Annotated in this window: 22 protein-coding genes; 5 read left to right on the forward strand and 17 right to left on the reverse strand. The window is 68.0% G+C overall.

The features are described 5' to 3' along the window. The first annotated feature begins 1 nt into the window (after position 1). On the forward strand, positions 2–622 hold the full coding sequence (locus tag N4R40_RS10835) for a GNAT family N-acetyltransferase (RefSeq protein WP_261607381.1): 621 nt from the start codon (positions 2–4) through the stop codon (positions 620–622). Here the strand turns inward: N4R40_RS10835 and N4R40_RS10840 are convergent. The 8 genes from N4R40_RS10840 to N4R40_RS10875 all read right to left on the reverse strand — a co-directional run bounded on the left by N4R40_RS10840 (position 596) and on the right by N4R40_RS10875 (position 8,039). After that, positions 596–955, reverse strand: a complete 360-nt coding sequence (locus tag N4R40_RS10840) for a protealysin inhibitor emfourin (RefSeq protein WP_261607382.1) — start codon at positions 953–955, stop codon at positions 596–598. The two genes, N4R40_RS10835 and N4R40_RS10840, sit on opposite strands and share 27 nt — an antisense overlap. Continuing rightward, positions 939–1,997 (reverse strand): M4 family metallopeptidase, encoded by a 1,059-nt coding sequence (locus N4R40_RS10845; RefSeq protein ID WP_261607383.1) that lies wholly within the window; start codon positions 1,995–1,997, stop codon positions 939–941. Before N4R40_RS10845 ends, N4R40_RS10840 begins: the two co-directional genes overlap by 17 nt. A 38-nt stretch (positions 1,998–2,035) precedes the next feature. Beyond that, complete coding sequence (locus N4R40_RS10850) at positions 2,036–2,830, reverse strand: ABC transporter ATP-binding protein (RefSeq protein ID WP_261607384.1); 795 nt, start codon at positions 2,828–2,830, stop codon at positions 2,036–2,038. Next, positions 2,827–3,615 carry an ATP-binding cassette domain-containing protein gene (locus N4R40_RS10855; protein ID WP_261607385.1) on the reverse strand — a complete coding sequence of 263 codons (789 nt, stop codon included), beginning with the start codon at positions 3,613–3,615 and terminating at the stop codon, positions 2,827–2,829. Before N4R40_RS10855 ends, N4R40_RS10850 begins: the two co-directional genes overlap by 4 nt. Continuing rightward, on the reverse strand, positions 3,612–4,493 hold the full coding sequence (locus N4R40_RS10860) for an ABC transporter permease (RefSeq protein WP_261607386.1): 882 nt from the start codon (positions 4,491–4,493) through the stop codon (positions 3,612–3,614). Before N4R40_RS10860 ends, N4R40_RS10855 begins: the two co-directional genes overlap by 4 nt. Continuing rightward, a complete protein-coding gene (locus N4R40_RS10865) occupies positions 4,490–5,440 on the reverse strand; it encodes an ABC transporter permease (protein ID WP_261607387.1) in 951 nt (316 codons plus the stop codon). Before N4R40_RS10865 ends, N4R40_RS10860 begins: the two co-directional genes overlap by 4 nt. Continuing rightward, entirely contained in the window at positions 5,437–6,948 is a 1,512-nt protein-coding gene (locus tag N4R40_RS10870; protein WP_261607388.1) for an ABC transporter substrate-binding protein, read from the reverse strand. The genes N4R40_RS10865 and N4R40_RS10870 overlap by 4 nt, the downstream gene beginning before the upstream one ends. A gap of 137 nt (positions 6,949–7,085) precedes the next feature. Further along, a complete protein-coding gene (locus N4R40_RS10875; protein WP_261607389.1) occupies positions 7,086–8,039 on the reverse strand; it encodes an alpha/beta fold hydrolase in 954 nt (317 codons plus the stop codon). A gap of 56 nt (positions 8,040–8,095) precedes the next feature. On the opposite strand from N4R40_RS10875, the gene N4R40_RS10880 reads away from it, so the two are divergent. The 3 genes from N4R40_RS10880 to N4R40_RS10890 are packed head-to-tail and all read left to right on the forward strand — an operon-like array spanning position 8,096 to position 9,811. Beyond that, positions 8,096–8,584, forward strand: coding sequence for a carboxymuconolactone decarboxylase family protein (locus N4R40_RS10880; protein ID WP_261607390.1), 489 nt, complete (start codon positions 8,096–8,098; stop codon positions 8,582–8,584). Then, the gene (locus tag N4R40_RS10885; protein WP_261607391.1) at positions 8,581–9,291 is read left to right on the forward strand and encodes a tyrosine-protein phosphatase; all 711 of its coding nucleotides are present in this window, start codon (positions 8,581–8,583) and stop codon (positions 9,289–9,291) included. The genes N4R40_RS10880 and N4R40_RS10885 overlap by 4 nt, the downstream gene beginning before the upstream one ends. A gap of 55 nt (positions 9,292–9,346) precedes the next feature. Beyond that, a complete protein-coding gene (locus N4R40_RS10890; RefSeq protein WP_261607392.1) occupies positions 9,347–9,811 on the forward strand; it encodes a siderophore-interacting protein in 465 nt (154 codons plus the stop codon). On the opposite strand, the gene N4R40_RS10895 is transcribed toward N4R40_RS10890, so the two are convergent. The 4 genes from N4R40_RS10895 to N4R40_RS10910 form a co-directional block, all read right to left on the reverse strand. After that, positions 9,812–10,252, reverse strand: coding sequence for a Fe-S oxidoreductase (locus tag N4R40_RS10895; protein ID WP_261607393.1), 441 nt, complete (start codon positions 10,250–10,252; stop codon positions 9,812–9,814). Continuing rightward, positions 10,249–11,058: an arginase family protein gene (locus tag N4R40_RS10900; RefSeq protein ID WP_261607394.1), complete on the reverse strand. Its 810-nt coding sequence runs from the start codon at positions 11,056–11,058 to the stop codon at positions 10,249–10,251. The genes N4R40_RS10895 and N4R40_RS10900 overlap by 4 nt, the downstream gene beginning before the upstream one ends. Positions 11,059–11,143: 85 nt before the next feature. Further along, positions 11,144–11,881 carry a PspA/IM30 family protein gene (locus N4R40_RS10905; RefSeq protein ID WP_261607395.1) on the reverse strand — a complete coding sequence of 246 codons (738 nt, stop codon included), beginning with the start codon at positions 11,879–11,881 and terminating at the stop codon, positions 11,144–11,146. Between the two features lie 72 nt (positions 11,882–11,953). Continuing rightward, entirely contained in the window at positions 11,954–13,939 is a 1,986-nt protein-coding gene (locus N4R40_RS10910) for a TPM domain-containing protein (RefSeq protein ID WP_261607396.1), read from the reverse strand. A 189-nt stretch (positions 13,940–14,128) separates the two neighbouring features. Here N4R40_RS10910 and N4R40_RS10915 point away from each other — a divergent pair, with 189 nt between their 5' ends. Continuing rightward, positions 14,129–14,962 (forward strand): DUF3097 domain-containing protein, encoded by an 834-nt coding sequence (locus tag N4R40_RS10915; RefSeq protein WP_261607397.1) that lies wholly within the window; start codon positions 14,129–14,131, stop codon positions 14,960–14,962. Between the two features lie 27 nt (positions 14,963–14,989). Here N4R40_RS10915 and N4R40_RS10920 read toward each other — a convergent pair whose 3' ends face one another. The 5 genes from N4R40_RS10920 to N4R40_RS10940 form a co-directional block, all read right to left on the reverse strand. Then, the gene (locus tag N4R40_RS10920; RefSeq protein ID WP_261607448.1) at positions 14,990–16,045 is read right to left on the reverse strand and encodes a LacI family DNA-binding transcriptional regulator; all 1,056 of its coding nucleotides are present in this window, start codon (positions 16,043–16,045) and stop codon (positions 14,990–14,992) included. Positions 16,046–16,103: 58 nt separating this feature from the next. Then, positions 16,104–16,940: a carbohydrate ABC transporter permease gene (locus tag N4R40_RS10925; RefSeq protein WP_261607398.1), complete on the reverse strand. Its 837-nt coding sequence runs from the start codon at positions 16,938–16,940 to the stop codon at positions 16,104–16,106. Continuing rightward, complete coding sequence (locus N4R40_RS10930; protein ID WP_261607399.1) at positions 16,937–17,779, reverse strand: carbohydrate ABC transporter permease; 843 nt, start codon at positions 17,777–17,779, stop codon at positions 16,937–16,939. The genes N4R40_RS10925 and N4R40_RS10930 overlap by 4 nt, the downstream gene beginning before the upstream one ends. A 116-nt stretch (positions 17,780–17,895) precedes the next feature. Then, complete coding sequence (locus N4R40_RS10935) at positions 17,896–19,236, reverse strand: ABC transporter substrate-binding protein (RefSeq protein ID WP_261607400.1); 1,341 nt, start codon at positions 19,234–19,236, stop codon at positions 17,896–17,898. Between the two features lie 165 nt (positions 19,237–19,401). Continuing rightward, positions 19,402–20,055: a YesL family protein gene (locus N4R40_RS10940; protein ID WP_261607401.1), complete on the reverse strand. Its 654-nt coding sequence runs from the start codon at positions 20,053–20,055 to the stop codon at positions 19,402–19,404. Between the last annotated feature and the right edge of the window lie 79 nt (positions 20,056–20,134).

Here is a 20,134-nt window from a genome sequence, read left to right on the forward strand (position 1 = left end):
CATGCTTGAGGAGGAATACGACAAGTCGCGGCGCCGCGTTCCGCGTCATCTGCGCCGGCAACCCGAGACCGAGCATCCGTTCGCCTACGAGATCCGCCCGGCCGTGCGCACCGACATGCCGCACGTGCGCGAGATCTACAACTATTACGTCACCAACTCCATCGCCACTCTCGACGAGAAGAAGTGGTCGCACCAGCAGTGGTTCGACAAGTTCGATTTTCTGCAGAAGATCTCCCTGCCATTCCTCGTGGCCGTCTCGCCCTCGGGCCAGATCCTCGGGTACGGTCTCGTCGCCCCGTGGACGGGCACGTCCGGTTACCGCTACACGGTGGAGAACTCGATCTACCTCGGTCATGCCGCCACAGGCAAGGGCCTGGGGAGAGCGCTGCTGGAAGCGCTGATCGCGGCGTGTGAAGAGCTCGGCATTCGCGAGATGGTCGCTGTCATCAGCGACAAAGGCGCCGAAGCCTCCGTCGCGCTGCACGAACGGCTCGGGTTCGTCGAGGTCGGCCGGATGGGGAGGGTCGGGTTCAAGTTCGGCCGTTCGATCGGCACGATCTACCTCCAGAAGCATCTGGTGGGGCGGAAGAAACGCTCACTCTTCGGGCGGCGTGCTCGCTGATCGCGCGCGCTCGGTCTGCGCACGATCCCGCACGGCGTCGATGAGCTCCTTCCACGGTCCGGTGAGTTCCTGCTCAGCCAGCTCAGCGTGGCGACGCTCTCTTCCGCGGTGCGTCGACACGATCCAGGAGAAGCGGTCCGCGCCTTTCGTCGGCGACGGCGGAAGGCGCTCCCACGGGCACTGATCGACCAGGTCGGCCCATCTCGAATACTCGGCGGCGACCGCATCGACCCGCCACGTCCGCGTGAGGCCCGCGAAGCCGCCCGTGCGCTCGACGACGACCGACAGCGTCGCAGGGCCCTCGGACTCGAGGGGCTCAGGCTGATTCGTCATCCTCGATCACGCCGACACCGATCCACCCGGCGCGGACGGCGTCGACCTCCTCCGATCCCTCACCGTACTCCTGCGTGGCGATCGCGAGAGTCTCGGCGGCGAACGTCACGAAGTCGGCCGACGGCGGAAGGGAGCCTCCCGTCATCGCGAGGTACCAGATGTGCCCGGCGCGGTCCCAGGCGTATCCGCCGAGCGCCGTCGCGACTAGGAAGAACGCTTTGTTCGGGATGCCGGAGTTGATGTGCACGCCGCCGTTGTCGGCTTCGGTGACGACGAAGTCCCGCATGTGCGCGGGCTGCGGATCACGGCCCAGGACGTCGTCGTCGTAGGCGGTGCCCGGTGCGCGCAGGGAACGCAGGGCCGTGCCCTGAACGGCATCCGTGAAGATCCCCTCGCCGATCAGCCACGTCGCCTGCGCCGCCTCCTGCCCGGCCGCGTGCTGCTCGGTGAGGGCACCGAACACATCGGCGAGCGATTCGTTGAGGGCGCCGGATTGCCCCGAGTAGGCCAGACCACCGGAGTACTCGACCACTCCGTGCGTGAGCTCGTGCGCGATCACTGACAGCGACTGGGTGAACCCGGTGAAGACCTCGCCGTCGCCGTCGCCGAAGACCATGCGCTCACCGTTCCAGAACGCGTTGTCGTAGCGATCCCCGTAGTGCACCGTCGCCGGCAGAGTCCCGCCCGCAGCGTCGATCGAGGACCGGCCGAAAGCGTCCCAGTAGAGCCTGAACGTCGCCCCCAACCCGTCGAAGGCCTGGTTGACGGCGGTGTCGGTGCTGACGGGATCATCCTCGCCGCGGACCCGGACGCCGGGAAGTTCCTCGCGGGTCTGCGCGTCGCTGATGACGCGGTCCGGAGCGGGGGAGGCTTCGACGACGAGCGCACCGCCATCGACGGACAGGTCGATGTTCGCGCGCACCGGCAGATACCTGCGCGGCGCGGCGAGCGTCGCCCGCGCCGCGGCGGCCGCGCGAGCCAGGTGCGGCTCCTGCGTGGCCGCGAGCCGGGACAACAGGTAGGGAGGGACGATCTCAGGCATGGCGACAGGCTAGTCCCGGCCTCTGACGCGCGTCAGTGTCAGCGCGGATCGATGACCGGAATCGAGGCCAGCAACCGTCGCGTGTATGAGACCTGCGGCTGCAGCAGGACCTTCTCGGTGGGGCCCTCTTCGACGATGCGGCCGTCTTTCATGACGATGACTTCGTCGCAGAGGCTCTGGACGACGCCGATGTCGTGGGACACCATCACGAGCGTGAGGTGCTCGGTGCGGCGCAGATCGCGGAGAAGATCGAGGATCTGCGCGCGGACGGTGACATCCAACGCCGACAAGGGTTCGTCGCCGATCAGGATGCGGGGGCGGTGCACGATGGCGCGCGCGAGGGCGATGCGCTGACGCTGTCCGCCGGAGAACTCGTGCGGATACCGCGCCGCCATGTCGGCGTCCAGTCCCACCTGCGCGAGCACGTCGCGGACCCGCTCCCTCCGGTCGCCGGGGATCCCCAGCGCCCAGAGGGGTTCACCGATGATGCGCCCCACGTTCATCCGAGGATCGAGCGACGCATACGGGTCCTGGAAGACGATCCCGGTCTGCTTGCGCAACCAGTGCAGATCTCGCGCGGAGGCCCGGGCATCCACCACGCGCCCGGCGACTTCGACGCTTCCGGACGTCGGGGTGTCGAGGCCGAGAAGCAGGCGGATGAGCGTGGATTTGCCCGATCCGGATTCGCCGATGATCCCGACCGCCGACCCCTCGCGGACGTCGATGTCGGCATCGTCGAGCGCCGTCGTGACGGTGGCGGGCTCGAACAATCGGCGGGCCGGTGTGCGGAAGCGGCGCGTCAGACCGCGGCCGCGGATGAGTGTCTCGGTCATGCGGCGCCTCCCGGTCGCCAGAGCGTCGCGGTCGCATCGCGCAGCAGGCCTTGCGTCACCGGTGAACTCGGCGCCGTCAGCAGTGTCGTGAGAGGGCCGGATTCGACGACCCGGCCGTCTTCGAGCACGACGGCGTGGGTCGCGACCTGGGAGAGGACAGCGAGGTCATGAGTGATGAAGACGAGCGACATGCCGTCGCGTTCCACGAGGGTGCGCAGCAGGTCGAGGATTTCGGCCTGGATCGTCACATCGAGCGCCGTCGTGGGTTCGTCCGCGATCAGCAGGCGGGGGCGGCATGCCAAGGCCATCGCGATGGCGACGCGTTGGCGCTGGCCACCGGAGAGCTGGTGCGGATACCGCCGCACGATCTGCGCGGGGCCCGGAAGATGCACCCGCTCGGCCTCGGAGACGGCGCGGGCCAGCGCCGTGCGGCGTCCGAGTCCTTCATGGATGCGGATGGACTCGGCGATCTGGCGTCCCACCGTGCGGATCGGGTTGAGGGCCGTCCGCGGTTCCTGGAACACGATGCCGATCTCGTCTCCGCGCATCTTCGCGAGCTCGCGGTCGGGGAGGCCGAGGAGCTCGCGGCCCTGCCAGCGGATGCTGCCGCCCGCGACAGCGCCATCCGGGAGGAGCCCGAGCAGAGCCAGTGCAGTGAGCGACTTGCCCGAACCCGATTCGCCGATGAGGCCTACCCGTGCCCCCTCGGGGACATCGAAGGAGACGCCGTCGACGACGCGACGTCCGGCGATGTCGATCGTGAGATCGCGTACCTCGAGACTCACGCGACGACCTCCGGTACGTGTGTGCGGGCGGCGGCGCCCCGCCGCGAGAGCGTCGGGTCGGTCACATCACGTAGACCGTCGCCCAGGAGATTGAGTCCGAGCACGGTAAGGGTGATCGCGAGGCCGGGCCACACGACGGTCAGCGGATGCACCGAAATGAAGGACTGCAGCTCGGCCAACAGCAGGCCCCACGACGGTTCGGTCGGCGGTGCTCCGAACCCGAGGTAGGACAAGCCCGCCTCGGCGAGGACCGCGACGGCCATCGCCCAGGACAACTGCACGATGAACACCGGGGCGACGTTCGGAAGCAGATGACGCCACAGGTTCTGCCACGGTGAGAGGCCGCTCGCGCGCCCCGCCAGGACGAAGTCGCTGTGGAGAACCCGGCGGAGCTCCGGACGGGTCACGCGTGCGACATTCACGCCGAAACCGATGCCGACCGAGACGATCACGACCCACAACGATCCGCCCCAGACCGCGGAGATCATCATCGCGATCAGCAGCACCGGAAAAGCGATGAGGATGTCGACGAACACCGCGATACTTTCGCGCACCCACCGCACCGTCAGGGCTCCGAGCGCGGCGAGGGCGAGGCCGATGAGCGTCGCGATCACGCCCGCGCCGAGCGCGACCCAGACGGTCGTGCGTGCGCCGGCCATCAGCAGGCTCGCGATGTCACGGCCCGATCCGTCCGTGCCGAGCACGTGTGGCCATCCCGGCGGGGCCCACCGGTTCGCGATGTCGACGCTCTTCGGGTCGAACGGCAGCCAGAACACGCTGATCACGGCCACGAGACCGACGATCGCGATCACGATGATCCCGAACCGGCTCGTCGACAGCGCCCACAGCCGGGCCGGCCAGGCGAATCGTCTGGTCATTCCGCCTCCCGCTGCCGGGGGTCGATGACCCGATGGACGAGATCGACGAGGAACCCGACGATCAACACGAAACCGGTCAAGACGAGCAGTTCACCCTGCACTTTCGGGAGGTCGCGATTGCCGACGTCGGCCACCAGCATCCGCCCGACGCCCGGCAGGCCGAACAGCTGCTCGATCACGACGGCGCCGACGATGATGCCCGCGATCTGGAGCCCCAGCACCGTGATGATCGACAGTCCGACGGTGGGCAGACCGTGGCGCACGAGCGCCTGATTGCGCGTGAGCCCCTTGGCCGCGGCCGTGCGGACGAAGTCCTGACCGACCGCCTGCAGCGTCGCCGACCGCACGAAGCGCAACAGCATGGCACCTTCGACGACACCGATCGTGAGCGCCGGGAGGAGCAGCGAACGTAGAGCGAGACCGGGGTCTGACCACCCGTCGCGGGGGAAACCCTGCGCCGGGAGCCAGCCGAGCCAGACCGCGAACACGAGGACGAGCATCATGCCGGCCCACACCACCGGGACCGCGGCGAGCGTCTGCGCGCCGACGCTCAGCGCCGTGCCGTCCGGCCGCCCGCGGCGCATCGCCGACGCGACGCCCAGGGGCAGCGCGATCAGCAGGGCGACCGTGAGCGAGAGGAGGCCGAGCGGGACCGTCACTTGCGCCTTCTGCGCGAGTTCGGTCGCCACCGGGGCGCCGGTGAGCAGGGAGGTGCCGAGGTCTCCGCGGAGCACCCCGCCGATCCAGGTGAAGTATTGCGCCGGCAGGGGAGTGTCGAGACCCAGTCGCTGTCGAATCGCCTCGACCTGCTCGGGAGTGGAGCCCACCCCGGCGATGAGTTGAGCGACATCGCCGGGGAGGATCCGCAACGTGAGGAAGATCAGCGCACTGGCGACGAACAGGCCCAGCAGCAGCAGGGCCAGTCGCGTCAGTGCGTAGCGGATCACCCCTCGCTCTTGACCAACTCAGCCAGGTTCAGACGCTCGTTCGTGTTCACGGTCGGAACCCCGGTGATTCCGGAGGCGATCGCCACGGTCGATGCGCCGTTGTACAACCAGTCGGCGGCCATGTCTTCGGACACGATCTTCGCCGCCTTCTTCAGCAGGTCGGCGGCGGCCGCGTCGTCGGTCGCGGCGAGCGAGTCGGCGTACAGCTTCTGGACCTCGGCGTTGTCGTACGTGAAGTAGTACTCCGGGTTCGCCCAGTTCTCGAAGTCGCGCGCCTCGGTGTGCAGCACGAAGCTGAGGTCGTAGTCCTGGTTGATATAGACGTCCTGCAGCCAGGCGGAGAACTCGACCGCATTGACCTTCAGCGTGATCCCCACGTCGTTCAGGTTCGAGACGAGGATCTGCGACACCGTCGTGCCGTAGAAGGAGGGGATCGTGAGCGTCAGAGTGATGTCCTCGGCGCCGGCCTCGGCGAGGAGCTCTTTTGCGGCGGCCGGATCGAACGGTGCGACGGACTCGAGGTCCTCGTAGCCCGGGTCGAGTTCGGGGATCGGGCCATACTGCGTCTGGCCGGCGGCGAACGCCTCCACGATCGCCTTCTTGTCGATCGCCTGGCGGATCGCCTGGCGGACACGGATGTCGCTCAGGGGTGCCTTCGTCGAGTTCATCGCGAGGGTGCCCTTGTCGGTGGACTGGCCGAGCGTCACGGCGAAGTCGCCGTTCGCCTCGACCTGGTCGGTGAGGTTGGCGTCGAAGCCGGTGAGCACATCGAGCTCTCCCGCCAGGGCGCCGTTGAGGGCGGCCTGTGTCTCCGGGAGGTAATTGAAGACGACCTCGGCGACCTGCGCCTTCTCTCCCCAGTAGGCGTCGTTGCGGGTGAACGTGATCGAGTCGCCCTGCTTCCAGTCCGTCAACGTGTACGGGCCCGTGCCATTGGCGGCGGTCTTCCGGTCGGTCGCGTCGTCCTTCTTGAGGATGAGACCCGCGCGGCCGGTGAGGTTCCACAGGAGGGTGGAGTCGGGCGCGCTCAGCGTCAGCGTGATCGTCTGGCCTTCGGCCGCGATCGTGCTCACGCCGGCGAGGCGCGCGGAGTCGCGGTAGCTCGCGGTGTCCTTGACCTGCTGCAGCGACCAGACGACGTCGTCGGGGGTGAGTTCTTCGCCGTTCTGGAACGTGACCCCCTCGCGGAGGGTGAAGGTATAGGTCAGGCCGTCGGCCGACACCTCGTAGTCGCTCGCGAGCGCCGGGACGATCTCCTGATCGGCCGTCCGCGACACGAGGCCCTGGTACACGTTGTCCACCAGGATCTGATCGAGCGCCGCGCCCGCGGTCTCGCGGATGTCGAGGTTTCCGGGCTCCGCCACGAGGCGGACGGCCACGGAGGCATCAGGGTCGGGGGTTCCACCGGTGTTCGACGGCGTCGGCGCGGTGGCGCCGGTGCATGCGGTGAGCAGCAGGGCGCCGGCAGCGACGAGCGCGGCCGCAGCCAGGGTGGTTCGGCGAAGCATGCGGGGAGGGGTCCTTTCGCAGGGAGCAGGCGTGCGTCGTTGCTGGACCGGCACGGTCTGCGGACTCGGGTGCGCGTATCAGCCTAAGGTCCGACGGCGATGCCGTGGGCATCCCCGTCATCAACCGACGCAGATCATCACATCTTCCCGGAACCCGCCCGAGCGATTCCCGCCAGGATCCCAGCGAGCTCGACGGGAGCTTCCTCCTGCACATTGTGGCCGGAGGGCACCGCGATGATCACGGCGTCCGGCCGGTGAGCGCGGTAATCGGTGACGTCCTGCGCGCTCAAGAAGCCGCGCTCGCCGTGCACGAGGGTGAGGGGAGTGCGCACGGCCGCCAGGTCATCCCAGCCCGAGGACGCCAGAACGCTGCGGAGGGCGTCCTGACCCTGCTGCGCCGCCTGCGCGGCGATCGGGTCTTCCGCCATCGCGGCCGCGAGATGTGCGAAGTGGTGTTTCCACTCGACCCGGCCGTCGGGGCGGATGCGGGAATTGAGGAACACGCCGCGGGCGGCGGCTTCCGGGCTTCCGCCGAGTCCGAAGCGCAGAGCGCGCTCGACCAGTTCGTCCCTGCTGGCCCAGTCGGTCGGGCCGGCGAAGAACGCCGCGATCTGGCTCGCGCCCCCGGTCGGGTCGATTCCGGGGGAAATGTCGACGACGACGAGCTCCCGCACGAGGTCGGGGCGGGATGCCGCGAGCGCCGCCGCGGTCAATCCACCGAGCGATTGTCCGACGAGTACTTGTGGCCCCTCAGTCCACGCGGAGATCGCGTCCGCGATGTCCTCCGCGAGCGCCCGTCCGGTGTAGGCGGCATCCGCGCGCCACGATGCATCGCCGTGGCCGGGCAGGTCGAGAGCCAGGGCGGGGAGCCCGAGAGCGATCACGGTCGTGTCCCACGTGTGGGCGTTCAATCCGGCGCCGTGCAGGAATGTCACGATCGGCGGGGCGAACGCGCCGGTGAGGGGATCGCCGTACTGGAGTCCGCTCACGGAGCGTCCGTCGGGGAGGTCGAAAGAGAGGCGACGGACCGGTGGCACTCGGTCCGAACCGATGTCGCGGGCCTGGTCGGGGAGGAACTGGAATTCGTCCATCGGGCTATTGTGACGCATCCCGAGGCCGCGCCAGGTGGCGGTCGTAGGCTGGAGCCATGACCCAGGAACGTCGCGTGCATCTCTCTCGTTCAGCTCGTCCCGCCTACGACGCACTCGAGGCCTTCTCGCAGACCGTCGGCGCGCTCGCGGCGGAAGCGGGCATCGACGAACGGCTCAAGGAGATCGCGCTGATCCACGCCTCGCAGCTCAATGGCTGCGCCTACTGTGTGCGGGTCCATGTGGATCGCGCTGTGGCTGGGGGCATGTCGGCGGATGAGATCGCGCAGATCGCCACGTGGCGGGAGTCGGGCGTGTTCACGGCACGGGAGCGTGCGGCGCTGGAACTGACCGAGTCTTACGTCTTCATCCACGAAGACGGCATCTCCGATGAGGTCTATGACCACGTGGGAGGCATTCTGACCGAGGGGGAGTACGTCGCGCTGAGCTGGCTGCTGGTCTCGATCAACGCATTCAACCGGGTCACGATCGCCGGCAAGTACGCGGTGCCGCGACGCCACGGGGCCGCGGCGGAACCGTCGGCGTGACGGTCCCCGGCACACTCAACTTCCGCGACATCGGGGGCTTGCCCGCCGGTGGGTTCGTCACGCGCGAGGGCGTCTTGTTCCGCTCCGGCAACCTGGCTCAGCTGAAAGACGACGGCCGCGGTGCGTTGGGCGCCCTCGGGCTTCGCCGGATCGTGGACCTGCGTGAGGACGATGAGCTCGTGCGCGACCCGAGCCTGATCGAGGGCCTCGATATCGACACGGTGCGGGCGCCGCTTTTCCTGGGGTCCACGGCATCCTTCTTCACGCACGACGTCTCCCTCGCCGACATGTACCGGGGCCTCATCGATGAGGCCGCCGCTCGCATCGTCGACGTCGTGCGGGCGGTGCTGGCCGATCAACCGGTCCTCGTGCACTGCACCGTGGGAAAGGATCGCACCGGCGTGACGGTCGCTCTCATCCTCGCCGCGGTCGGCGTCGACGAAGACGCGGTGATCGCCGATTACGCCCGTACCGAGACCCTTCTGCCCACCGAACGCAACGCGCGCGTCGTGTCGTTCTTGCGCGGTTTGCACCCCGACGCCGTCCACCTCGAAGAGCTCGCCACGCGCTCGCCGGCGCCGGTTATGCGGGGGATGCTCGCCGACCTGAGCGACCGTTACGGCGCGCCGGTCGAGTATCTGCGCGCACACGGGTTGACCGACGCGGAGCTCGTCGAGTTGCGACGGGTGCTCCTGCGGGTTCGCTGAGACCCATCGCACTAAGGTGAGGCTCCCCTTCCCTCGGGGCTATAGTGGGAGGATCATGACCTCGACCACGCCGCACAATGACACCGCCTGCAAGGCGTCGCGTCATACGCGGGTGCAGCATCTCATCACGGCTGACGAGTCTTCTCTCGCCGATCTCGAGACACTGCTGGCGACGTTGCCGATCTGCTCGACCGGGCGAGTGTTCATCGAGGTGGCGGATGCCGCCTCCGCGCGAGAGATCATCGTCCCGGCGCGGATGATCGTCACGTGGCTCGATCGCTCTCGCCGTACGGGCGACCCCGGATCGGGGCGTTCCTGCGCGCCCGGCCAGGCGCTCGCGCGCGCCGTGACCGCCTGGGCGGACGAGATGTTCTGCGACGGCGCCGACGGCACCCGGGTCTACCTCCTGGGCGGATTCCTCGGGACTGCGGACATCTTCGACCATCTCACGTCACAGCGCGGCGTCGATGCCGACGCCATCCACGTGCCTGAGCGCTTCGGCGTCGCCCTCGCGCGCTGATCAGCGGACGTAGTTGCCGTCTTCGAGGCCCGCGAGGATCTCGAACCGGTTCGTCAGCGGGTTTCGACCGGCAGCGAGGTACAGAATCGGCATGAGGAAACCGTAACGGCGCCACTGCCGCTCGTGGACGGCCTCGTGTCGGAGGACGGCGTCGCTGACGTGCGCCTGACCGGTGAGGAAACAACCGCCGACACAGACGCCTCCGCGCCGGAACGCCCAGTTCGGCAGGCCCGTGAACACCCACAGCCCGGCTTTCCGCTCGACGCGTCCCGTCGACCAGATCGATCCCCACAGCCAACCGACCGACGTGCCCCACCAGTAGCCGATGACACTCAGGGGTGAGTCGAGCAGGAAAGCGGGGATGGCGGCATCCACGCGTGCTCCGCGCACCACAGCGCGCTGGGCACGCTCCTGCCACCCTGCCGGGGGAGAGGTGATCACTTGAGGGCTCCGAGGACACGCAGGATCGTGCCGAGGTCATCGAGGGCGGCGGCGGGCGAGGACGGCGCGAACCCGGCGATCGATGCGCCCACGATTCGCGCCTCGCTGCGGATCGCGGCAATCGCGCCGGTGAGGTGCTCCAGGGGCAGTCCGAAGGGGACCGGCAGTGCCAGTCCGCCGAGCACTGCGGGATCCAGGACGTCCAGATCGACGTGGACATACACCGCGGTGGTACCGGTCTGAGCGACCGCGGCGGCCAGCGCCGCAGGATCGGCGAGGTCGGCGACGCTGAGCGTCCGCAGTCCCGACTCCTGGACGAACTCCCATTCGGCGTCATCGAACTCGCGGGCACCGGCCAGGATGACGTGGTCGCGCGTGATCCCGCCGGACGGCAGGTCGATCGCGTCGAAGGTCGCTCGGAGGGCCATGCCGGCCAGCGACCCGGACGGGCTCGATTCCGGCGAGTGCAGGTCGGCGTGTGCGTCGAACCAGACGACCACGAGGTCGTCGTGCGTTGCCGCGGTGTGCGCGATGGTCGGGACGGCGATCCCGCAATCGCCGCCGACGACGATCGCCGGCTCATCGGAGGCGGCGAGGGCGGTCGTCACATTCTCGGCGACGCGGTTCACCGCGCTGAACCGCCGGATGCCGGTTCCGAGAGACTCACCGGCCTCGATCGGCACGTCGACTCGGACCGTCGCGGCGCGGGGGAGGTCTCCGGCGATCGCTTCGGCTCCGTCGATGAGGTGCATCGCCCGGGTGGAGGGAGAGCCCTGCCACTGCGGGGCCACCAGATATCGCGTCATGGGTCCATCCTCTCGCGCGGTGCGCCCCGCAGACGACGACGCGGCGCCGAACCCGAGGGCCCGACGCCGCGCGCATCCATGGGTCTTACTGTTCGATCGCCGGGGCGCTCGTGCCGCCGGCCTTCAACGCAGCCAGGCGCGCCTCGACCTCGGTGAGCTCGCCCACGTCGTCGAGCGAGGCGAACTGCGCGTCGAGGCTCGACGCGGCCAGTTCCGCCTTGCCGGAGGCGAGGGCCTCCTGGCGCCGGACCTTGTCCTCGAAGCGACCGAGTTCACTGGTCGGATCGAGCACGTCGATGGACTTGACGGCGTCGTGCACCTTGTTCTGCGCCTCGGCCGACTTGGCGCGGGCCAGCAGCTCGGAGCGCTTCGAACGCAGCTCCTCGAGCTTGCCCTTCATGCCGTTGAGGCCGTCCTTCAGCTTGTCGACGACCTCGGTCTGGGCGGCGATGGCGGGGGCGATCGCCCGAGCCTCGTTCTCCTCGCTGATCTGGCGCTGGAGAGCGATCTTCGCGAGGTTGTCGAACTTGTCGGCGTCGGTCGTGTGACCGATCGTGCGCAGTTCGTCTGCCTTCTTGCTCGCGGCCAGCGCCTTGCTGCCCCACTCGGTGGCCGACTTGACGTCCTCCTCGTGGTCCCGCTCGAGCAGGCGCAGGTTGCCGATCGTCTCGGCGATGGCCGACTCGGCGTCCGCGATGTTGTTGGAGTAGTCGCGCACGAGCTGGTCGAGCATTTTCTGCGGGTCTTCCGCAGAGTCGAGCATCGCGTTGATGTTCGCCTTCATGAGCGTCGAGATGCGACCGAAAATGGACTGCTTTGCCATCGGTTTTCCTTTTCTATCCGGGTTGATGGAGGTGAACGGCGGATGCCGGCATCGAAAGTCGGGGTGCGGGGGTCAGAAGCGTCCTCCTCCGCGGCGACTGCGCGTGCCGCCGCCGCCGAAGCTGCCCGGCCGAGCACCTCCGCCGCCGAACATGCCGCCGCCGGAGCTTCGGCCGCCGCCGCCGCCACCGAGAAGAGAGTTGATGAGGATCCCACCGAGGACGGCATTCATCATGTTGCCGCCGCCACCGTTGCCGCCGCTGGTGCCCCCGCCGAACATGCCGCCGCCCGGGAAGGAGCCGACGTCGTTCTGCGCGTACTGGATGGCCTGGGCTGCGAGGTCGTTCGCGCGCTGCGCGTACCCGAGTGCCTGTGCGGGATCGCTCTGCTGCAGTTGGCGGGCCTGGACGAGAGATGCGCCGGCTTCGGCGAGGCGCGTGCGCGCTTCCGCTCCGATCGCACCGCGACGCGATGTGATGAAGTCTTCGGCCGCTGAGACCTGGCCCTGCGCCTGGGTGAGCAGCATACCGAGCTGCTGGCTCGCGCGCTGCGCTTTCTGCTGACTGTCGCGCACGCCCTCCAGCAATGCGTCGATCTGCTCGTTGGCCCGGGTGAGTCCCTCGAGAGCGTAGAGCGGCCGTCGCGCCGATCCGGCCAGGAGCGTGCGTCCCGCCTCGACCTGCTGGCGGGTCGCGGCGATCACGGGGGCGAGGCGGCCGTCAGGGTCGGGGAGAGCGCTGGCCGTGGCCAGGTCCGTGTCGAGTTCGGCGATCAGGCGGGCGGCATCCTGATCGCCTTGTGCGAGGTCGGCGCCGAGCTTCTCGACCGCATCCTGGAGCAGTTTCGCCTCGCCGATCGCGTCTTCGGCGGCCCGGATGCCGACCGCTGCGCGCGCGCCGTCTCCGGCGCCGATGGCCGTTTGCGCGGCGCGCAGTTGCTCGTCGGCAAAGGTCAGCAGCTGCGCCGCGTGGTCGGCGTTGCCGGCGACGGTGGCGAGCGCTTCCGGAGCGTAGCTCTCCGCGAGGGTCGCGAGGCGAGGCGCCACGGCATCGAGTGCACCGGCCACCTCCGCGCGCTGCGACTGGACGCGCGCCAGCGCCTCCGGTGCGTTCTGTTCGAGCCTGCGGAGCTCATCGAACGCGGCGGCTTTCTCGTCGAGTTCGTGATTGGCGTGCGCGCACAGCTCGAGGATCTGCGCGTTCCACTGCCGGATCGCCTGTTCGGAGTCGGGGACCTCGTCGTCGAGCTGTTGCTTCAGCGCGAACGCCTGACTGAGATCTTCTTTCGCGCGGGCGAGGGCCGTGTGGAACTCAGCGGCGGCTTCGGCGCCGAACTGCGCTTCGGCGAATCCGAGTTCTTGCTCGCTGGTCTTCACCGCGTCGTCCGTGTCGACGAGGGCCGACGAGGCCTGCCGTCCGAGGTCCTTCGTGGAGATCTGGCTGAGCGCGTCCGCCGACGGTTGGCCGCCGCCGACGGTCAGGGCCGCCTTCTTCCGCGAACGCAGCACGATCCAGACGACGAGAGTCGCGAGTGCGAGCAGGATGACGATGAGGAGGATCGGCAGGAAGGATCCCCCCGCGGATCCTCCTCCGGAGACGGCATTCTCGAGACCGTCGGCGGCCGCCGTCGCAGCTCCCGCCCAGTTCTCGGTGCGCAGCTCGGGCAGAATCCTCTCCTGCTCGATCGAGGCCAGTTGATCGATGTCGACGGGTCCGGAACTGTCGCCCGAGAGGTAGAACTGGCGCCCGTCGGTCGCGATTGCAAGGAGGTATTGCGTGGGGCCCAGACCATTGTCGCTCGCCGTTCGGTTGGCCCACTCTTCGGGGTCACTCGGATTGGTGAACTGATCCACGTAGACGACCCACAGGTCGATCCCGGCGGCGGGGAGGGCGGTCAGGCGTTCCTCGACGGCCGCCTCTTGCGATGAGCTCAGGACGTCGGACTGGTCCCACACGTGTGTGCTCGTCAACGGGACGGGATCGGTCGCCATCGCCGCCGCGCCACCGCCCAGGACAACCGCCGCAGCTGTCACCAACGCGAGAGGCCAGTGCGCGCGCATGGGGTCCTTTCCTCCACGGGGACAACGGAAACCGTCCCCGCGAACACCCTATTCCCCGTCGTGCATGAGCAAAAGTCCTGGGCGCCGGAGGTGAACGCGGGCGATGAAAGAGGTGTGAGCTCGACCCGACCGGGGAGTCGCTCCCGGGTTCTCGGTGACGTCCGGGTAGGTTGCCGAGTCGGAGGAGCTATGGACGACAGATACGGCGGGGATGTCCTCGCCCGCGGATGGCGCGATGCCGGACGCCGCGTGGTGCCGGAGGTCCAGGCTGAGCGCGACCTCGTCGTCGAGGTCGCGTCAGACGGATTCTGCGGCGCCGTCACGCGCGTCCAGTCGGGCACCGTCGAACTCGAGGACCGCCTCGGTCGCCGGCGGCTCTTCCCCCTCGGCGGAGGGTTCCTCGTCGACGGCGACCCAGTCGTCCTGATCGTCCCGAAGCCTGCGACACCCGCTGGGCCGACGCGGACGGCATCCGGGTCCTTCGCGGCGCCGCAGGAGCGGGCGCGGGTCGCCCGCGGATCGCGGATCCTTGTCGAGGGGCGGCACGATGCCGAACTCGTCGAGAAGGTGTGGGGAGACGATCTGCGGGTCGAAGGCGTTGTCGTCGAATACCTGCAGGGTGTCGATCTTCTGGCCGCGGCTCTGGACGACGAGCCCCCCGGACCGGACCGTCGCTACGGGGTGTTGGTCGATCATCTGGTCGCCGGTTCGAAGGAATCCCGCATCGCCGAGGCGGTCGCTCGAGGTCCGCACGGCCGCTACGTCCGGATCGTCGGGCATCCGCACATCGACGTCTGGCAGTGCGTGACCCCGCGGGCGCTCGGCATCGCCGCCTGGCCCCGCATTCCGCGCGGCATCGAGTGGAAGGTCGGTGTCAGCCGTGCACTGGGCTGGCCGGCCGACGATCAGGCCGACCTGGCGCGGAACTGGCAGCGGATCCTGCGCTCGGTCCACAGCTACCGGGACCTCGACCCGGCACTTCTCGGCCGCGTCGAGGAGCTCATCGACTTCGTCACGCAGTGAGCGCCGACGTCGCCCGCGAGCCCGGCCTCACGTCAGCAGCCGGACGGATTCGCCCTCGACGACGCGACCGCGGATCCAGACCTGCTCGATCGCCCGGTCCGGCTCTCGCATCGTGGCCAGCAGCACCCGCGCCGTGCTCTGCGCGATCTCGGCGAGCGGCTGCGCGACCGTCGTGATGCGGGGCACGTGATACTTGCCGATGTCGAGGCCGTCGAACCCCACGAGCGAGACCTCGTCGGGCACGCGCCGTCCCGCCTCGCTGAGCGCGCGTGCGGCACCGACGGCGGCGGCGTCGCATACCGCCATGATCGCGGTGACGTCGCCGGGGATCCCGGATCCGGGCCATTGGGCGACCGACTCGTAGCCGTTGCGCATCGTGTACAGCTGATCGGGAAGGACCGAGGGGACCACGAGCTCCTCGTCGAATGAGATCCCGGCGGCACCCAGGGCGGCCCGGTAGCCGGCGAGGCGCAGCGCCCACGCGTGCTCACCATCGCGCTCCGTGCCGCCGCCTACGAACGCGATGCGCCGGTGACCGTGCGCGATGAGATGGCTGGTCAGCTCGTAGGCGCCGGTCTGATCGTCTACCGAGATCGAAGAGTGCAGCGACGCGGCCCCGGAGTAGTCCGGCGTCGTGCAGAACACCATGGGGACGTCGATCTCGGCGAGGCGCCGGCTCAGCTGAGACGACGCTTCCCGATCGGCGCTTCCGTACCGTCCGAGGAAGACGACACCGTCGAACTTCCCCTCGCGCACGATCCGTTCCACGGTCCCGGCGGTCGCATGCTGTTCGGCGACGTGTGAGAGCACGGTGTCATAGCCGGCGTCGGCGAAGGCCAAGCCGAGGTGCTCGAGCACTTCGATCAGGAGCTGCCCGAGCTCGCCCTGGATGACGACCGAGATCGTCTGGGTGGTGCCGATCTTCAGGCGCCGCGCGCTCGCATTGGGCACATAGCCGTGGCGCTCCGCGGCCGCACGGATGCGAGCGCGCGTCTCGGGGTTGACGTCGGAGCGATCATTCATCGCCCGTGAGACCGTCGAGACCGCGACGCCGCAGATGCGCGCCAGTTCCCGGATGGTCATCTCCGCCAAGACGGACTTCCTCTTCTTCGAACGGATCGGCCCGGCACCCGCGCCAGCTTCAGCCCTTGACCGCGCCTGCGACGACTCCTTGGATGATGTGCTTCTGACTGAACAGATAGAACACGATCACGGGAATCAGCGCCAGCACGAGCACACCCATCATCGCACCCATGTCGACCGCGCCATAGCCGCCCTTGAGGTACTGGACCGAGATCGGGATGGTCATGTACTTCTTCAGGTCCAGCGTGAGGTAGGGCAGCAGGTAGTCGTTCCACAGCCACATCACCTCGAGGATCGCGACGGTGATGACGGCCGGCTTCATGACCGGCAGCACGATCAGGAAGAACGTGCGCACCGGGCCGCATCCGTCGATCGTCGCGGCCTCTTCGATCTCGTAGGGGATGCCCTTGACGAATCCCGTGAAGATGAACACCGCAAGGCCCGCGCCGAAGCCGAGGTAGATGATCCACAGCCCGAAGGGGTTGCTCAGTCCCAGGGAGTCGGCCAGCCAGGAGAGCGTGAACATGACCATCTGGAAGGGAACCACGAGGTTGAACAGGAAGCTGGTGTACAGCGTCTTGGCGAAGCGGTTGTCCATGCGGACGATCCACCAGGCCGTCATCGACGTGCCCGCCAAGATCAGCAGGGCAGAGCCGACCGTGATGACCAGAGACCAGCCGAACGAGGTGATCAGGTCGGTCTTGCGCACACCCTCGATGTAGTTCTGCCAGCCGACGAAGCTCTCGGCGGTCGGCAGCGAGAACGGATTGTCGGCGATGTACACCTTCCCCTTGAAGGAGTTGATGACCACCAGTGCGATCGGGTAGAGGTAGGCCAGTGCGATGACGGTGAACGAGAGCGTCCACAGCCATGGGCGGCGGGGCTGGGCGTTCACAGGGCGGCCTCCTTCGAGCGGGCGAAACGGTTCTGCACGAGGGCGATGACCGCGACGATGATGAGGAACACGACGGCCTTCGCCTGGCCGACTCCCTCGAATCCGGTGCGGCCGTAGAAGGTATTGAAGATGTTCAGCGCGAGCAGTTCGCTCAGTCGCGACGGGGCACCGTTGGTGAGGGCGAGGTTCTGGTCGAACATCTTGAACCCGTTGGTGATGGTCAGGAAGGTGCAGACGGTGATCGCGGGCATCACGAGCGGGATGATCACGCTGCGCAGTGTCCGGCCGTTGGAGGCTCCGTCCATCTCGGACGCTTCGAGGAGTTCGGTCGGCACGGACTGCAGCCCGGCGATGTAGATGACCATCATGTAGCCGATCTGCTGCCAGCACATGAGGATGACCATGCCCCAGAAGCCGTACGAGGCGTCGTAGGTGATCGAGCGGGCCCACATGCCCAGCACGCCGTTCAGCAGAAGCAGCCAGACGTAGCCGAGGACGATCCCGCCGATCAGGTTCGGCATGAAGAACACCGAGCGGAAGACGTTCTTGCCGCGGAAGTTCTTCACCAGCAGGTACGCGATGGCGAACGCGAACACGTTGATCAGAACGGTGGTCACCACAGCGAATGCGGCGGTGTACCACAGCGAGTGGAGGAACACCTCGTCGCCGAACAGCTTCGCGTAGTTGTTCAGGCCGACCCACGTGCTGCGGGTGACGGTCCGGAACTCGGTGAACGAGAGGTATACGCCCAGGATGAACGGGACGATGAACCCGATGATGAAGGCGGCTACCGTCGGTCCGGTGAACAGCCACCCCCAGCGGGCGAGGGACTTCTTCATGATGCGTGCTCCTGCAACGGGCGCGGTGGTAGGGATGGATGTGCCGGCGGGGCGACTCGCGTCGCCGCCGCCGGCACGGGGGTGCGGATGCCGGTGGCTTCCGCGTCTGGAATCGATCAGCCGTTGGCGAGCTGGTACTCGGTGGCCCAGCCGTCGACGTAGGCGGTCTCGACAGCGTCCCAGTCGCCGGTGCCCTGGGCGTACTGCAGCAGTGCCTGTCCGACGCCGTTCTTCCACTCCTCGGAAGGCATGACGGTGAAGTTCCACGTGACGGCGGTCTTGCCGGCTGCGGTGTACTCGGCGTCGGCGCGGACGAGCGGGTTGGCCGGCAGGTAGTCGCCGAACGTGTCGAACGGGGTCACGAAGCCCATGGTGTTGGCCAGCGTGTCACGACCGGTGTCGGAGGTGATGACCCACTCCAGGAAGTCCTTCGTGGCCTGCTGATCGGCCTCGGACGACTCGTTGTTGACGACCCAGTAGTTCTCCGAACCCGTGACCAGGCCCGAGTTCTCTTCGCCCTCGGCGCCGATGTAGATCGGCAGCATGCCGAGGTCCTCATCCGCGACCGCCTGGCCGGAGACGTCGCCGTAGGCCCACGTCCCGTTCTGGTAGAACGCGGCCTTGCCCAAGGCGAACTCGCTGTTGGTGTCTTCGATCGTCTTGCCCGACAGGGTCGAGGGGTCGACCGTGGCGTTGTTGATGTACAGGTCGAAGATGTCCTGGTAGCCGTCGAGGTAGCTGTCGTTGATCTCGGCGGGCTGACCGGTCACGCCGTCTGCCTTGAACTGCCAGTACAGCGGGATGTTGGCCAGGTGGGTCTTGAAACGCCAGTCGCTCGAGGAGTCGAAGCCGGCCGAGGTGAACGCACCCTCGATGCCGAGGTCGTCCTTGTGTGCCTGAATGCCCTCGACGACGGACGAGAGCGTGGCGAAGTCGGTGATCTCGTCGATCGACGAGACGGACGAGTCGCCCAGTGCGATGTAGTCGTTGACGATCTTCTTGTTGTAGATGATGCCGTAGGTCTCCACGACGTACGGGATCGCCAGGACCTCGCCGTCGTCGCCGGTGAGGGCGACGGACTGGTCGTTGAGGTGCTCGTAAACGGCCGTGTCGGACAGGTCGGCGACGTAGTCCTTCCAGCTGGCCAGACCGACCGGGCCGTTGACCTGGAACAGCGTCGGGGCGTTGCTCTTGGCCATCTCGGACTTCAGCGTGGTCTCGTAGGTGCCAGACGCCGCGGTCTGCACGTCGACCTGCACGCCGGTCTCCTCCGTGTACTCGGCGGCCAAGGCCACCCAGTCGTCGGCCTGCTCGGGCTTGAAGTTGAGGTAGTACACCTTGCCTTCGGCGTCTCCGCCGTCGCCGTCCCCACCGGCGCTGCAGCCGGCGAGAGCCGCGGTGAGTGCGGTCACTGTGAGACCGGCGGCGATCACGGTCGCCATTTTGCGCTTCATCATTGTCCTGGGCCTTCCTTCTTTGGATCGAGGACACTCTTGTGCTCCGTCGCATCTGCGCTTCGGGGCGATTTGCCGGAATCGGTTCCGGGCTGATGCACACAGTACGCGTCCGCCCCGGGGGATGCAAGAGCGCCGGTCGCCCTGCGGCGCGCCGCAGGGCTGGTCTCAGGATGCGGCGACGTCGGCGCTGTCGTCGAGCGGCGCGGTCGGCAACAGGGGCTCCAGGGCCCGCTCGATCAGGGGCATGGCGCCGAAGACCGCCAGCGGGTAGCCGAGCAGCACCAGGATGATCACGGCCTGGGGTAGCTGCATCCACACCGTCACCGCGAGCGAGCCGATCACGAGACGGATGATCAGGGCGCCGCCGGAGTACGGCAGGCGGCCGAAGGCGACCGCCGCGGCGTTGCCCAGAGTGCGCCACGGGGTGTTCACGAAGCGCGCTTGAAGCGCCCAGACGAACGGGAAGATCAGCAGAAAAACAACGCTCAGCAGCACCTTGAGGATGAGCAGCTCATCGAGTTGCACGAAAATCCACGTCGCCAGCACGGCGGCGGCGACAGGGCCCACGACGGCCCAAAGAAGCGTCGCCTGTCGGAGATTGGAGCGGAACGAGAACCAGAACGTGCGCGCGGCACCGCTGTCGGTGCCGTCCAGCACACGGCGTGCGGTGTCGTAGAGCGCCGTCATGCTCGCTCCGACGGTGATCACCGGCAGGCAGGTGATCAGGGTCAGCAGATTCAGCACGATGATGTCGCCGACCATGCTCATGGCTCGCCACATCGGTGCATTCGCGTCGAACAGTCGAGAGAACACCGCCACCTCCGCAGTCAGCCTAATAGCGGGCGTCGGCGTGCGGCTGAGGAGAGCCTGGAGTAGGGTCTTTCCGGATACGGTTCCG

It is taken from the genome of Microbacterium memoriense (assembly GCF_025398275.1).
Classification (GTDB): domain Bacteria; phylum Actinomycetota; class Actinomycetes; order Actinomycetales; family Microbacteriaceae; genus Microbacterium; species Microbacterium memoriense.